This is a genomic window from Kitasatospora sp. NPDC015121 (assembly GCF_055562955.1).
Genome location: NZ_JBVHEH010000013.1, coordinates 55,761 through 70,805 on the forward strand (window position 1 = coordinate 55,761; position 15,045 = coordinate 70,805).

Below are 15,045 nucleotides of genomic sequence, written 5' to 3' on the forward strand. Positions count from 1 at the left end.
GAGGACACGGTGGCCGAGGGCGCGGGGAGTGGTCCGGTGGACGGCGAGGACGGCGGGAGTGCGGCGGAGGAGGACGGGGCGTGGTGGAGGTCGGCGGTCGTGTACCAGGTCTACCCCCGCAGTTTCGCCGACTCGGACGGCGACGGGATCGGCGACCTGGACGGCATCACGTCGCGGCTGGACCACCTCGCCGAGCTGGGCGTCGACGTGCTGTGGCTGTCGCCGGTGTACCCGTCGCCGCAGGCCGACAACGGCTACGACATCAGCGACTACCAGGACGTCGACCCGCTCTTCGGCGGCCTGGCGGCCTTCGACCGGCTGCTGGCGGCCGTGCACGCGCGCGGCATGCGGCTGGTGATGGACCTGGTGGTCAACCACACCTCGGACCGGCACCCGTGGTTCCAGGAGTCGCGCGACCCGGCGAGCCCCAAGCGCTCCTGGTACTGGTGGCGGCCGCCGCGCGGGGCCACCGGTCCGGGTGCCGCCCGGCCGCACGGCGCCGAGCCCAACAACTGGGGTTCGTTCTTCTCCGGGCCGGCCTGGACGTACGACGAGGCGTCAGGCGCGTACTACCTGCACCTGTTCGCTCCCGGGCAGCCGGACCTCAACTGGGAGGAGCCGGCGGTGCGGCGGGCGGTGTACGCGATGATGCGCTGGTGGCTGGAGCGCGGCGTGGACGGTTTCCGGATGGACGTCGTCAACCTGATCTCCAAGGACCCGGCCCTGCCGGACGGTCCGCTGCGCGGCGACGGCCCGTACGGTGACGGTTCGCCGTCCTACCTCTGCGGGCCGCGGGTGCACGAGTACCTCCAGGAGATGCACCGCGAGGTGTTCGCCCGCCACCCGGGCCGGCTGCTGACGGTGGGAGAGATGCCGGGGGTGACGGTCGAGCAGGCCCGGCTGTTCACCGACCCGGCGAGGGCCGAGCTGGACATGGTGTTCCAGTTCGAGCACGTCAGCCTGGACCACGGCCCCGGCGGGAAGTTCGACCCGAAGCCGCTGCGCCTGACCGACCTGAAGGCGTCGCTCGCCCGCTGGCAGCGGGGCCTGGCCGGCACCGGCTGGAACAGCCTCTACTGGAACAACCACGACCAGCCCCGGATCGTCTCCCGCTTCGGCGACGACCGCCCGGCCCACCGGGTCCGCTCGGCCACCATGCTCGCCACCGTCCTGCACCTGCACCGGGGCACCCCGTACGTCTACCAGGGCGAGGAACTCGGCATGACCAACGCCCCCTTCGCCTCGATCGAGGACTTCCGGGACGTCGAGTCGCTGAACCACTACGCGCAGGCGCTCGCGGCCGGGCAGGACCCGGAGCGGGTGCTGCGCGGGCTGCGGGCCATGGGCCGGGACAACGCCAGGACGCCGATGCAGTGGGACGCCTCGCCCGGCGCCGGGTTCAGCACCGGCACGCCGTGGATCGCGGTCAACCCGAACCACACCACCGTCAACGCGGCCGACGCCCGGCGCGATCCCGGCTCGGTCTACCACCACTACCGGCGGCTGATCGACCTGCGCCACCGCGAACCGGCCGTCGTGCACGGCGACTTCACCCCGCTGCTGCCCGAGGACGAGCGGGTGTACGCCTTCACGCGCCACTACCGGGGCACCACCCTGCTGGTCCTCGGGAACTTCACCGGCGAGCACGTGCCGGTCGACCTGCCGCCGCGCTGGCGGGCGGCCGAACTCGTCCTCGGCAACCTGCCCGAGCCGGGCACCCCCGCCGTCCTGGCGCCCTGGGAGGCGCGCGTGCACCGCATCACCGAAGAGGAGGACGCCCGATGAGACTGACCGAGACCGCCGACCTGTGGTGGAAGAACGCGGTGGTGTACTGCGTGGACGTCGAGACCTTCCAGGACGGCAACGGGGACGGCGTGGGCGACTTCCCCGGCCTGACCCAGCGCCTCGACCACCTGGTCCGGCTCGGCGTGACCTGCCTGTGGCTGATGCCCTTCCACCCGACCCGCGAGCGCGACGACGGCTACGACATCACCGACTACTACGCCGTCGACCCCCGGCTGGGCACCCTCGGCGAGTTCACCGAGTTCGTCCGCACCGCCCGCGACCGGGGCCTGCGGGTCATCGCCGACCTGGTCGTCAACCACACCTCCGACCACCACCCGTGGTTCCGGGACGCCTGCTCCGGCCGGGACGCCGCCCGGCGCGACTGGTACGTGTGGTGCGACACCCCGCCCGAGGACGGTCCGCAGGGCGTCACCTTCCCCGACGCCGAGCAGAGCCTGTGGCAGTACCACGAGCCCACCGGCCAGTACTACTTCCACCGCTTCTACAAGGAGCAGCCCGACCTCAACATCACCAACGCCGAGGTCCGCGACGAGATAGCCCGGATCATGGGCTTCTGGACGCAGCTCGGCCTGTCCGGCTTCCGGGTCGACGCGGTGCCGTTCCTGCTGGAGACCGCCGGGCAGGTGGACGCCGACGACCTGCCCGACCCGCACGCGTACCTGGCCGACCTGCGCTCATTCCTCGGCCGCCGCAACGGCGAGGCGATGCTGCTGGGCGAGGTCAACCTCCCCTACGACGAGACGCTCCGGTTCTTCGGCGACCCCGCCTCGGGCGGCGACGAGCTGACGATGTGCTTCGACTTCATCGGCATGCAGCGGATGTACCTGTCGCTGGCCAGGGGGCAGGCCGCCCCGCTCGCCGACGCGCTGCGCGAGCGCCCGCAGCCGCCCCGCGACGCGCACTGGGCGACGTTCGTGCGCAACCACGACGAACTCACCCTCGACAAGCTCTCCGCCGCCGAGCGCGACGAGGTCTTCGCGGCGTTCGGCCCCGAGGCGGACATGCAGCTGTACGGCCGGGGCCTGCGCCGCCGGCTGCCGCCCATGCTCGGCGGCGACCGGCGCCGGATCGACCTCGCCTACAGCCTGCTGTTCACCCTGCCGGGCACGCCGGTGCTGTTCTACGGCGAGGAGATCGGCATGGGCGAGAACCTGGCCGCCGAGGGCCGGCTGGCCGTCCGCACCCCCATGCAGTGGACCCCGGAGCCCCACGCGGGCTTCTCCGACGCCGACCCGTCCCGCTACCCCCGGCCGCTGACCGGCGGCGAGTACGGCCCCGAGCACGTCAACGTCCGCGACCAGGCCCATGACCCGCACTCGCTGCTGGCCCGGATGCGCTCCTTCGTCCAGGGCTACCGCGAGGCCCCCGAGCTGGCCTGGGGCCGCTGCGAGATCCTCGACGCGGGCGACCCCGCCGTCCTGGCCCACCTCGGCTCCACCCGGGACGGGGCCGTCCTGGTGCTGCACAACTTCGCCGACCGGCCGGTCACCGCCACCACCGCCGGGGTGCCGGAGGGCCGACTGACGGACATCCTCACCGGGGCCGCCGTCGAGCGGACGGCGGGCGCGCCGCGCGTCGAACTGCCGCCGTACGGCTACCGCTGGCTGCGGGTCGGCGAGCCCTGATCCGCGTCCCCGGGCCGGCCCGTTCCCGGGCGGGCCGACCCGGCGCGGCTCAGAGCCGCTCCTCCAGGCGGATCGCCTCGCGCAGCTTCCGGTGCGCCTGGTCGCCCTCGCCCGCGTGCTGCTCCAGCAGGGCGGCGGCGATGGCGTCCAGCTTGCGCTGCACCGCGTGCTCCGCGCGACGCTCCGCGTTCTTCAGCAGGGCCAGCAGCACCAGCGTGACGGCGGTCATCACGTCACCCGCGAGGATCTGCCACTCCGTGGACAGGCCCAGGGCGTGCACCGTGGAGAAGCCCGCCACCAGCAGCAGGCAGAACACCGAGAACACCGGCGAGCTGCTCAGGTTGGACGCGGTCTCGGCCAGCCGCTCGAACCGGCCCCGCCCGTCGTCGGTGCGCTCGGCGGGGTGCGGGAAGACGGTCATGCGGCCCTCCCCGTGCGCCGGTCCGCCGGTGCGTCGGCCCCGGCCCGGGGCGCGGGCGTCACCGTCGGCGCCCGAGGTGGGCGCCGATCGCCACGGCGGCGGCGGTGGCGGCGAGCGCTCCCGCGACGACGCCCCGGTGGGTGGTGGCCCACAGCTGCGGGCTCCGGCCGGCGGCGCTGTCGGTGAAGCGGCCGCGCGCGCCGTAGTCCTGCCGGGCGTCGGCGGGTTCCCACAGGTTGGCCGGATCGTCGGCGCCGCGGGGCTGCCGGGTCTGCTGGGAGTCCAGTCCGGTCCGGGCCAGGTAGCGGTCGAGCAGTCCCGGCACCACCGCGTTGGCGATCAGGGTGGCGGCCGTGCTGCCGCCCACCCAGTACTCGCGCCGCCCCGGGCGGTCCGCCGCGCGGACGACCGCGCGGGCCGCCACCTCGGGCTGGTAGATCGGCGGGACGGGCTGCGCGCGGCGCGGCAGCCGGGAGAGCACCCAGTCGAACTGCGGGGTGTTCACGGCCGGCATCTGCACCATCGTGGTGCGCACCTTCGAGCCGGAGGCCAGCAGCTCGCAGCGCAGCGCCTCGTGCCAGCCCTGCAGGGCGTGCTTGGCGCCGCTGTAGGCGGTCTGGTACGGGATGCCCCGGTAGGCGAGCGCCGAGCCGACGTGCACCAGCGTCCCCCGGTCGCGCGGCAGCATGCGGCGCAGCGCGGCCTGGGTGGCGTACACGTAGCCGAGGTAGGTCACCTCGGTGACCCGGCGGAACTCCTCCGCCGAGATCTCGGTGAAAGGCGCGAAGACGGAGGTGAACGCATCGTTCACCCACACGTCGATCGGTCCGAGTTCGCGCTCGACGCGTTCGGCGGCGGCCTCGACGGCCCGCGGGTCACTGACGTCGGCCTCGATCACGACGGCCGTCGTGCCCGCCTTCCGGGCCTCGGCGGCGGCTGCTTCCAGCCCGGCGCGGCCACGGGCGATCAGGGCGAGGCGGTCGCCGCGCCCGGCGAACGCCTCGACGCACGCCCGTCCGATTCCTGCACTGGCGCCGGTGATCACCACGACGCGTGAAGTGGGTGTGGTCATGCCCTGTGGTGTGTCCGGTCCTTCCCACCGCAAACCGCCCGAACCGGACGCGGCGGGAGACCGGCCCGGCCCCACCGGCGGCGACCGGCTCCCGGGACGGTGCGGATCTGGTCGAACGCGTACCCGAGGTACCGGCCGGGCCCGACCTTGAGCCGCCTGACCGAGTCCTGGTAGGGCGCGAGCGCCCTGCCGGACCCCGGCTGGCCGGCGCGGGCGAAGCCGCGGTCGTCACGAGGACCCCCGCCGCCCGCCGGCCCGTACGGCTGAAGCGGGCGCCCTGAGCGTCCGCGCGAGAGCGGACCGGGGGCTCGGCGGCCTGGTCCTCAGCCGGTTGCGGGCGTCGGCCACCGCCCTGCGCAGCGCCGCCGGTCCCCTCGGGCACCGCCACCCACCGCGGTCGGCGCGGAGGCGGAGAGGGGACGTCGGATTCACCCGGTCGCGGCATCGATCTCCTGGGGCGCGTGCCGAAGGCGGATTCCGGGGTCGCCCCCACCGACGGGAAGCTCAGCGACCTGCGGGAGCGCGCGGCGGCGCCCGCCCGGTCAGAGCAGCAGCTGCTCCACCTCCCGGGAGCGGAGCAGGAGCTTGGCCCGCACCTCGTCGGCGATGGCGGTGCTCATGTCGGCGAAGGCGGACGCCGGGACCGCCATGACCCTGCCGCTGGCGGGGATGCGCGCGCCGGCCCATCGGTGGAGCGCGTAGCTCTTGCGGATCCACGCCCGTCCGGGCCTGCTGCGCGCCAGGGTCTGCGTCATCCGGGCCGATGCGTCGAGGGTGGACCGCAGGAAGCCCTCCGGTCTGATGAAGACCGACACGGGGAGCGAGACGCGGGTGCTGAGCGATCCCTCGTCCAGCGCGTTCTCGCGGCAGATCCGGTTCGCCTCCGGTTGCAGCGCCCGGTCCAGGTCGCGTTCCAGCGGCCCCATCAGCTCCTCCCGTTCCTTGAGGCCGGCGGGTGACTCGAACCAGGCCACGAAGCGTTGCGAGAGCGCGTCGACGTTCAGGAGGAGCACGGGGTCGGTGCCCGCCTCGATCTCGGCGAGGATCGGCTCGTAGAAGGCCTCGCCCGACCGCCGGACGAGGAATCCGCCGAGGAACTCCCTGATCCGCTGGCTGTGCGCCGCCACCACGGGGGCGACGCGCTCCTGGCCGGCGAGGTCCCCGACACTGGCGTGGAAGGACCGGACCCGCGCCTGCCAGCGTCCGTAGGAGGCGAGACCGCGCGCCACCGTCAGGGACGGGTCCGCGACGGGATCGACGACCGCCGCGGGGAACGTCCGCCGGCACAGGTCGCTGACGAACGGCATCCGGGAGCCGCCGCCCGCCGTCAGGACCACGACCGGCTGCTCCGCGCCCAGGTGGGCCCGGACGCGTTCGAGCTCGGCGCGGAGCAGCTCCTCCCAGCCGCCCGCACCGCGGACCAGGTCGCCCACCGGGGCGTGTCGCAGCAGCGGGCCGCAGGTGTCGAGGACCCAGCGCAGTTCGGAGTCGGCGGGGACCTGGAGCGCGTCCGCTCCCCCACCGTCGAAGTGCGCCTCCTTGGCGCGCCTGGCCAGCCAGAGCAGCAGTCCCCGGGGGGTGGGGCGGGTGAGCCGGTCGCGTGCCGCGGGGTCCTCCACCGCCGCGGTGACGTGGTCGGCGAGGGCCGCGTCGATCAGCCGCCCGCCGAGGCGGTCGCCGAAGGGGAGGTTGCGGGCGGTCGTGGTGACCAGGGTGAAGTCGGTGGTCGAGGAGCCGACGTCGACGACCAGGGCCGGTCGGGCGGCCGCCCTGGACGTCCGCTCCTTCGCGGCTGCGACCGTGGCCGTGGCCGCGGCGCGCTGCTCCGTGGCCGCGGCGCGCTCCTCGTCGAGCACGTGGAGGAACGCGGACTGGGACTCCGGCACGAGCACGACGGGCAGCGGGCGCAGCGCCGATTCGAGCTGGAGGCGGTAGACGTGCACCGCCTCCTGGTCCCAGCCCGCCGGATGCCCGATGTGGATCAGGCAGTCGTCGGCGATGTCGGGGTGGCGTTCGGCGAAGCCGCTCAGCAGGAGGGCCGCGAACTCCGCCGCGTCGGAGGGCGGTACCAGTCCGGCCTTCAGCAGTGCCGGGCGCTGCTTGAAGGTGATGCGCACCTCCCTCGGCTCCGGTTGACGGAGCGCGGCTTCGCCCAGCAGGCGTTCGCCCATCGGTCCTCGGGCCAGCACGGTGGTGACGGCGACGCGTCCCGGGGTCGACTCGAAGAGGCGGACGCCGGAGCGATCGCGGCAGTCCGCCCAGGCGATGACGCTCTCGCCGTCACCGAGGTCCAGGCCGACGGAGTAGCGCGGCGCGCTCACGCCGGAGCGTCCGTCTCGGGGCCGACCGCGGAGTGCAGCGTACTGATCATGCGCCGGACCTCGTCCCCGGCCGGCGCGGGAGGGTGGTCGTTGTAGGAGCCGGGGCTGGTGCCCAGGAGGGCGACCAGCGCGTCGTCCGCGGCGAAGTTCGCCAGCGACATCGGGAGCATCGCCCTGGCCACGTCCCGGTTCGTCTGCGGCTGGTGACGCAGGTTGGTCACGTACTGCTCAAGGGCGGACCAGCCGTCGGGCTCGCGGGTCAACAGGTGGTAGAAGGCGCGGTGGCGGCTTTGGATGATGAGCAGTTCGGCGAGCTGGAGCTGTTCCGTCTCGGTCGGTGCCCGGCCGGTCAGGGCCATGGAGGTGGCCAGCGAGAGGTTGAGGACGTTGAGGTACCGCTTGACGCGGCGCGGGTTGCCGCCCAGGCCGATCTGGACGAGCTCCCAGAACGCCGGACTCTCCCCGAGGTCGGTCAGGCTGGACCGGAACGCCCTCTGCATGGTCTCGAAGCCGATGTCCGGCAGGAAGAAGGGCAGTTGGACGATCTTCTCCAGGTAGGCCGAGCCGGAGGCCGCGTCGTTCGGGGCTCCGGTGAGCGCCTTGCCGAACTTGTTGGTGGCGACGGCCGACAGCACGTCCACGTCGAGGGCCAGCACGAAGACGCAGTGCGACTCGCCGAGGAACAGCTTGAGGGACTCCAGGACCGTCACAGCCGCTTCCGGGCTGCAGCGGTCCAGGTCGTCGACGAACACGACGAGTCGGCCGTCCGGCCCGACGAAGTCCTCGACCGCCTCGGCGAATCCGGCTTCGAAGGCGTTGATCTTGCGGTACTCCTCGGCGTCGGTGGTGGTGAGCGTGTCGAGCAGCTTGTTGACGTCGGCTCCGGTGACGACGCCCCCGGTGGCCAGGGTGGCCGCGTGGCCGAGCCCGGCCCGCAGCGACAGCCAGGTCGCCGCCCGCGCCAGCCTGGTCACCCGGTCACGCAGGCGCTCGTCCTGCTCCATCTCGGCGAGGATGGTGTGCAGCAGCGCCGCCCAGACCTCCACCTTGCGGTCGTACTTCCACGGGTTGAACCAGACCGTCCGGGTGCCCTCCTCCTGGAAGAGGTCGCGCCACATGCCGAGGAAGCTCGACTTCCCGGTTCCCCAGGAGCCGAAGACCCCCACCGTCAGCGGCAGGGGATCCGCGGCGGCCACCGCGGCGTGGAGTGCCTCGACGTAGGGCAGGAAGCCGAACCGGTCGTCGAGCCGGCTCCTCGCGGGGTTGTCGGTCAACAGGATCATGGCGGCACCCCTGAGCAGTGGGTCGATCGATGCGGGATCCAGCATTCCGTCAGTTCTCCTCTCCAGCAAGCCAGTTGGGAGAAAAGGCCGACCGCGCGGCAGGCCGCCGAGGAGCCGGGCGGCGACGCCGCTGGCGGGTGCACGAGCCCGCCGGCCGCCGGCGGTGTTCTTCCTCGGTGGTTGTTGGCCGGCGGGGCTCTGCGGAGGCCCCCGGACCGTGCCGGAAACGGCCCGCGTCCACGCAGGTGGGCGCTACGGTGAGACCTTGCCCGGCGGAGGGTCGCGGACATCCGCGGACGATGGCGGACGCGCGGGCGCGGTCCGTCCGGGGGGGAAGACGCCGGGCGTCCCGGGCAGGTCGGCGGTGGGGACGGACGGATGGGTGGGCCATGGCGGCTTCGGGACACAGCCCACGGGCGCAGGAAGCGCTCCGCGACTTCGCGGGACGGCTGCAGCGGCTGCGGCTCGGTTCCGGCAAGCCCTCGGGTCCGCAGTTGGTCAAGGCGTCCGGGGGTGCGCTGAACACGACGGTGATCAGCGAGCTCCTCGCGGGAAAACGAGGCGTCCACCAACTGCCGCCGTGGGAGCGGGTTTCGGCGTTCGTCGATGCCTGCAGGACGCATTCCGAATCCGAGGGCTTTCCACTGGAGGGGAATTCGGGGGAGGTTGCGCATTGGCGGAGGGTCTACGGAGACCTGGTGGAGCAGGTCGATGAATTCGATCGCGTCAGCCGCGAGGGCGGGGCGGACACCGAGGCGCCCGGGGCGGCCCCGGACGCCCGGCAGGCCCTGCCCCTGCTCCCGCCTCCCCCCGCTGTTCCCCTCGGGTTCACGGGCCGGGACGAGGACCTGGAGGAGCTGGCCGCCCTCGTCGACCCGACGGGCGGTTCGGGCGGTGCGGGCGGGCGGGGGGCGGAGGCGGTGGTGGTGGCGTCGGTGCTCGGGATGGGTGGGATGGGCAAGACCGCGCTCGCCTGCGCCCTGGCCCGCACCGTCCTCGACCGGGGCCTGTTCACCGGGGTGCTGTTCCTGGACCTGCACGGCTACGACGACGCGAGCCTCGACGCGGGCCAGGCCCTGGACAGCGCGCTGCGTGCCCTGGGTACCGAGGCGGAGCAGATCCCGCCGGACACCGACCAGCGCGCCGCCCTCTACCGCGCCCAGCTCGCCGCGCGGACCCGGGCCGGGGAGCGGGTCCTGGTGCTCGCCGACAACGCGTCGCGCGCCGACCAGGTGCGGCAGTTGACCCCCTCCGGCGGGCCGCACCGCCTGCTGGTCACCTCCCGCGACGACTTCGCCTCCGCGCTGGGTGCGCGGCTGGTCGACCTCGACGTGCTGGCTCCCGCGCCCGCCGTCTCCCTGATGGACACCGCGCTGCGCCTCACCCTCGCCGAGGACGAGCGGATCCGCGCCGACCCCGACGGGGCGGCCAGGGTCGCCGAGCTGTGCGGGTACCTGCCGCTCGCCCTGCAGATCGCCACCGCCCAGCTGGTGGCCGAGCGCGGCCTCAAGCCGAGTCGGCTCGCCGAGTACCTGGAGGACCTAGGCGAGCGGCTCGATCTGCTGGAGGACGGGGACCGTGCGGTGCGCACCGTGCTGGAGCGCTCCTACCGGCGGCTGGCGCCCACCCACGCCGAACTGTTCCGCCTCCTGGCGGTCAACCCGGGCCCGGACCTGTCCACCGACACCGCCGCGACCTTCACCGGTGCCGCCAAGTTCAAGGACGTCCGCGCCCGGCTGATCGCCCTGTCCAGGGCCAGCCTGATCCGGCAGGACCCCGACACCGGGCGCTGGCGCATGCACGACCTGGTGCGCGCCTACGCGACCGAACAAGCCGCCCGCCACCCCGCCCACACGGCTGGGGCGCTGCGCCGCCTCCTCGCGCACTACACCCTCACCGCGCGCGACGCGGACGCGCACGTGGACATGAGGGAAGCCGGAGAGGATGGCCTGGGGCGGCGGTTCGCCGGGCGGGCGGAGGCGTTGGCGTGGCTGGACGTCGAACGCGCCAACCTCGTGGCCGCCGTCCACGCCGCCCACACCACCGGCCACCACGACATCGCCCAGGACCTCGCCTCCCGTCTCAACTCCTATCTCGGCCTGGGTCACCATCAGGAAAGCCGCCTGGAGGTCGCGAAGACCGGCCTCGCCGCGGCACGCGACAGCCGCGACCCGACCGGAGAGGCCGGCTCCTGGAACAACCTCGGCAACGCGCTGCGGGCGCTGCGGCGTTTTGCGGAAGCCGAACAGGCCTACCGCACCGCCCTCACCCGGTTCCAGGCCATCGGCGACCAGCCCCGCGAGGCCCTCGCTTGGAACAACCTCGGGCTGGTGCTGAAGGAGCTGAGGCACTTCGAGGAAGCCGAACGTGCCCACCACACCGCCCTCACCCAGTTCCAGGCCGTCGGCGACCACCACCACAGAGCCATCGCCTGGGACAACCTCGGCCTCGTACTGCAGGGCCTGGGACGCTTCGAGGAAGCCGAACGGGCCCACCACACCGCCCTCACCCAATTCCAGGCCGTCGACGACCACCACCGGGAAGCCACCGCCTGGAACAACCTGGGCACCGCACTGCGTGGACGTGGCGAGAGCGGGCGGGCGGTGGAGGCCGGTGAGCGCGCTGTCGCCCTGTTCGAGGAGCTGGGAGACCAGTACCGGTTGGGGAAGGCGCTGGAGGAACTCGCCGACTCGCTGCTCGCCGCCGGTCGGCCGGCCGGCGAGGTGCGGGCCGTGCGGGAGCGGTCGGTTGCGGCGTACCGCAGAGCCGGCGCCGAAGACGAGGCGGCCAGGATGAGGGAGAAGACGGACGAGTAGCCGGCCGGCACGGGAGAAGGCCGGCGCACGGAGTGCGGCGGGCGCGGCCGGGTGCCGGGGACGGATTTCGCCGACGACTGCCGGGCCGCCGTGGAACCGGTGATGGGCGCGGCCGACGCGACCGCGGTCCTGGCCGGGATCGGCGACGCCCCGCTGCGACCGACCCTGGTCGACGGCGGCCGGCTTCGAGGGTGCCCGTCGGACTCCCGGTTCGGGTGCGCGTCAGCGGGCTGTTCGCCGAGGGCGGTTGCAGCGCTCGCGGGGCCCGCGGTGGCCGCTGCGGGGCGGCCACCGCGGGCGGGGGTCAGGAGGTGATGCTGAACGGCTCGCCGTACACGCTCCAGGACAGCGGCGGGGTGAGGGTGAAGTTGCCCTCCTTGAGGAACTTGCGCTGCTCGGTGCTGACCCGGGTGGTGTCGCTGTGCGCGGCTTCCTTGCGCATCTCGGCCTCGCGGGCGTCCAGGAAGGCGTTCAGCCAGGTGGTCTCGTTGCCGCCCTGCGCCGGGGGCTTGGCCTTGGCCAGGGCCGCCGAGCGGATGGAGGCGAGCCCGTCCGGGCCGTGCATCACGGCCGCGTCGTAGTAGGCGAACTGGCCGAGCGCCCGCAGCCCGTCGGTCTTGGCCTTGGCGACGGCCGGGTTGAAGTACACCCGGTCCCGCTCCGACTCCTGGGTCTGGGTGAAGACCGGGTCGGTGGCGGCCTGTCGCCAGGCGGCGGGGAAGCCCGGGTCCAGGCCCTGGTGGGAGCTGGTGCCGTTGACCGAGCGGAGCGCGGGCAGGTAGGGGGCCAGGACGTTGCCGGGCTTCTTGGCGGTGTACGCCTCGACCAGGTCGAGCATGTCGCCGGTGCCGGAGCAGAAGCCGATGATGCCGGCGGTGTAGCCGCGGCCGTCGTCGATGTCCTCGATGTAGGAGAACTGGGCGCGCCAGTCCAGTGAGGAGTTCTCGGCGCTGGAGACCAGCTTCATGGCGATCTCCTTCTTCGCCGGGTCGTCCAGGTTGGTGCCGCCGGTCGGCGACGCGGTCGCGGTCGGCGAAGCCGTCGGGCTCGCGGACGGGGACGGGGTGGTGGTCGGCGACGGCGTGGTGGCGGGGCCGTAGACCTCCACTTCCCACAGTGAGTAGCCGTACGAGGTGCCGCGCTGGGTTCCGTAGACCCGCAGGTAGCGGCCGGTTCCGCTGACGGCGAGGTCGTCGGTGCCGCCGTCGCCGCCGGTGGTGGAGTAGGCCTGCCGCCAGGTGGAGCCGTCGTCGGACAGTTCGACCCGGTAGGCCTTGGCGTAGGCGGCCTCCCACTTCAGTACGACGCGGTTGACTCCGGTGCCGGCGCCGAGGTCGATCCGGATCCACTGGTTGTCGACGCCCTCGGTGCTGGCCCAGCGGGTGGTGCCGGATCCGTCGACGGCCTTCGCGCCGCCGTAGCTGCTGGACTCGGTGGAGGAGACGGTGACCGGCTTGTTCAGCGCGAGGTTGGTGGTTGCGGCGGTGGCGGGCGACAGGGCGCCGATCGCGGCGGCGAGCAGACCGCCGGCGAGGGCGACGGCGACGGCGCTGCCGCGCCTGCTTCGGACGAAGGACATGCCACTCCTCGTGTGGGGGTGAAAGGGGGCCCGACTCAAGGAAGTTAGGAAACTTTCCTAACTTTTGCGGGTGAGCTTAGGGCCGCCCGCCCGGTGGCGCAATGCCCCCTGCGGAAACAGGCGGTGAAGCGTTCGGGCACGCCCCGCGCGATCGGGCCGGGCGGTGAGGGTCGCCTGGCCATGGCGTCGGAATCGGGGTCGGGGTCGGGACGGCTCGCCCCGAGGAAACGGCACCGCCTGGGCGAAGGATCAGCGCAGCAGGGTGTCCAGGAACGGGTTGCCGAAGACCCGGGCCGGGTCGTACCGGTCCAGGGTGGCCACCGCCTCGTCCCAGCCGGGTGCGCCCGGAGTCCGGAGCGTGGCCGGGATGGTGCGGCCGAGCACGGCCGGATCGGCCCAGGCGGCGTCGGGGGTGTAGGCCCAGCCCTTGGACCACTCCACCCGCAGCCCGGCCCGGGTGCCGTCGAACAGGCCGAGCAGGTACTGCTCGATCTCCCGGTAGAAGGCGTGCAGGCCGGGGGTGCCGGGCAGGGTCAGGACGTCCAGCCACAGCGCGGTGTCCCACTCCGGGTGGTCGGCGTGCGGGCGCAGCGCGGAGAGCAGCGGCGGCTGCGCCCCCGGGACCCCGCAGGCGGCCGGATCGTCGAGGCCGGTGACCCGGATCTCCACCGCGCCGTTGATCGGGTACTCGCCGCGCGCCTGGTGGGCGGCGAGCAACTGCTGGTAGTACGAGGTGAACCGGGAGATCGCCCACTGCACGTCCGAGCGGCGGCAGTGGATCGCGTACCCGTTGGCGGTGATGCGCAGGGTGGTCGGGCGGACGTACTGGAGCAGGTGGCGGGAGGCGCCCCACAGGTCGGAACGGAGGCCGCCCGCGAGCAGGTGGGTGAGGGTGTCGCCGCTGAGCAGGCTGCGCAGCGGGCCGGGGGCGAGCAGGAGGTCGGTCACGTCGCCGGTGAGGCCGATCTTGGTGATCAGGAACTGGAGTTGGCCGAAGAGCGGGGCCGACTGCTCGGCGCCGCTGACGAGTTGTCCGGCGAGATCGGCCACCGGCTGCGGGATGTTGTCCGAGAACGGGTAGTTGTAGGGCGCGAGGACCTCGTGCGCGGAGAGCGGCTTGACCGGGGCGGGCTGCCAGGTCTTGAGCCAGGGGTGGTCGGTGAAGGCGAACCAGATCGCCTCGACCCGGCCGGTGCTCGCCAGGAAGTCCGCGAACGTCCGTCCGCCGCCCGCGGCCGGAGTGCCCGGGGCGGCGAACAGCTCGGCGGCGGGCACGTCGACCCGGCTGAGGCAGCGCAGTCGGGCGTCGGGGGCGACCCGCAGCACCACCTCGGTCAGGAAGGCCCGGCCCAGGTGTACCAGGAAGGCCGCCGCATCGGCCTCCGAGCGGTCGAAGGTGCGCAGCACGTACCGACCGGCGGAGGTGTCGTGCACCACGGCGGTGAGCGAGAGCACCTGGTTGCTCAGGCTGCCGAAGCCCTGGCCGGGCCGGGGCGTCTCGCCCTCGGCCGGGACGGCCGTGCCGTGGCCGCCGACGGCCAGCGCACCGCCGACCGTGAGGTCGCCCGGCGCCGGGCAGGCGGCCACTCCGAGGCCCTGGTCGGCCAGGAAGGCGAGCAGGTCCTCCAGCGAGGCGCCGGTCTGCGCCCGGACGGCCCGGCCGCCGGCCCCGTCGAAGCCGCTCGCCAGGCTCAGCGCGGTGAGCGAGCGGGTGGTGTCCACCAGCAGCACCCTGGTGTCGGCGGGCGTGCCCGCCGCCACCGTGAACGGCGCCCAGCCGTGCCGCTGCCCCTGCGCGCGCAGCCGCCACCCGCTGGCCGCCGCCCAGTCGGCCAGGTCGGCCACCTGCTGCGGGGAGGCGGGGGCGCAGACCCAGAGCGGGCTGGTGCGGATCTCGCCCGCCCAGTTCTCGTACACCTGCTGGTACGGCACCAGTCCGTCGGGCAGCGCCGGCGCCGTGCCGACCGCCCGGGCGCTCTCCGGCCCCACCGTGCCGCGCAGCAGCCACACCGCCCCGCCGGCCGCCGAAGCGGCGAGCAGCCGCCTCCTGCTCGGCCCGTCCGGGCCCCGCTCCCCCGCACCCCGCCCGGCCATTGCTCCACCCCTCGCACCGTCGGATCGC

At 73.7% G+C, this 15,045-nt stretch carries 9 protein-coding genes and 1 pseudogene; 3 read left to right on the top strand and 7 right to left on the bottom strand.

The features are described 5' to 3' along the window. Nucleotides 1–9: 9 nt before the first annotated feature. Both ACZ3J7_RS20405 and ACZ3J7_RS20410 read left to right on the top strand, forming a co-directional pair. Nucleotides 10–1,785 (top strand): glycoside hydrolase family 13 protein, encoded by a 1,776-nt coding sequence (locus ACZ3J7_RS20405; RefSeq protein WP_465622931.1) that lies wholly within the window; start codon nucleotides 10–12, stop codon nucleotides 1,783–1,785. Continuing rightward, the gene (locus ACZ3J7_RS20410) at nucleotides 1,782–3,431 is read left to right on the top strand and encodes an alpha-amylase family protein (RefSeq protein ID WP_465622933.1); all 1,650 of its coding nucleotides are present in this window, start codon (nucleotides 1,782–1,784) and stop codon (nucleotides 3,429–3,431) included. The genes ACZ3J7_RS20405 and ACZ3J7_RS20410 overlap by 4 nt, the downstream gene beginning before the upstream one ends. Nucleotides 3,432–3,480: 49 nt before the next feature. On the opposite strand, the gene ACZ3J7_RS20415 is transcribed toward ACZ3J7_RS20410, so the two are convergent. From ACZ3J7_RS20415 to ACZ3J7_RS20430, 4 genes are all read right to left on the bottom strand, one after another. Beyond that, nucleotides 3,481–3,852, bottom strand: coding sequence for a low affinity iron permease family protein (locus ACZ3J7_RS20415; protein WP_465622935.1), 372 nt, complete (start codon nucleotides 3,850–3,852; stop codon nucleotides 3,481–3,483). Between the two features lie 58 nt (nucleotides 3,853–3,910). Then, nucleotides 3,911–4,924 carry an SDR family oxidoreductase gene (locus ACZ3J7_RS20420; RefSeq protein WP_465622937.1) on the bottom strand — a complete coding sequence of 338 codons (1,014 nt, stop codon included), beginning with the start codon at nucleotides 4,922–4,924 and terminating at the stop codon, nucleotides 3,911–3,913. A 542-nt stretch (nucleotides 4,925–5,466) separates the two neighbouring features. Then, nucleotides 5,467–7,245, bottom strand: coding sequence for a hypothetical protein (locus ACZ3J7_RS20425; protein ID WP_465622939.1), 1,779 nt, complete (start codon nucleotides 7,243–7,245; stop codon nucleotides 5,467–5,469). Further along, a complete protein-coding gene (locus ACZ3J7_RS20430; protein WP_465622941.1) occupies nucleotides 7,242–8,573 on the bottom strand; it encodes a KAP family P-loop NTPase fold protein in 1,332 nt (443 codons plus the stop codon). The genes ACZ3J7_RS20425 and ACZ3J7_RS20430 overlap by 4 nt, the downstream gene beginning before the upstream one ends. Nucleotides 8,574–9,226: 653 nt before the next feature. Between ACZ3J7_RS20430 and ACZ3J7_RS20435 the strand changes: the two genes are divergently transcribed. Then, nucleotides 9,227–11,344: an ATP-binding protein gene (locus ACZ3J7_RS20435; protein WP_465622943.1), complete on the top strand. Its 2,118-nt coding sequence runs from the start codon at nucleotides 9,227–9,229 to the stop codon at nucleotides 11,342–11,344. A gap of 304 nt (nucleotides 11,345–11,648) precedes the next feature. Here ACZ3J7_RS20435 and ACZ3J7_RS20440 read toward each other — a convergent pair whose 3' ends face one another. The 3 genes and pseudogenes from ACZ3J7_RS20440 to ACZ3J7_RS20450 form a co-directional block, all read right to left on the bottom strand. After that, a complete protein-coding gene (locus ACZ3J7_RS20440) occupies nucleotides 11,649–12,452 on the bottom strand; it encodes a chitosanase (RefSeq protein WP_465623443.1) in 804 nt (267 codons plus the stop codon). Nucleotides 12,453–12,512: 60 nt separating this feature from the next. After that, nucleotides 12,513–12,923: pseudogene (locus ACZ3J7_RS20445) on the bottom strand (discoidin domain-containing protein); the annotation flags it as partial. A gap of 249 nt (nucleotides 12,924–13,172) precedes the next feature. Then, nucleotides 13,173–15,017: a cholesterol oxidase substrate-binding domain-containing protein gene (locus tag ACZ3J7_RS20450; RefSeq protein WP_465622945.1), complete on the bottom strand. Its 1,845-nt coding sequence runs from the start codon at nucleotides 15,015–15,017 to the stop codon at nucleotides 13,173–13,175. Between the last annotated feature and the right edge of the window lie 28 nt (nucleotides 15,018–15,045).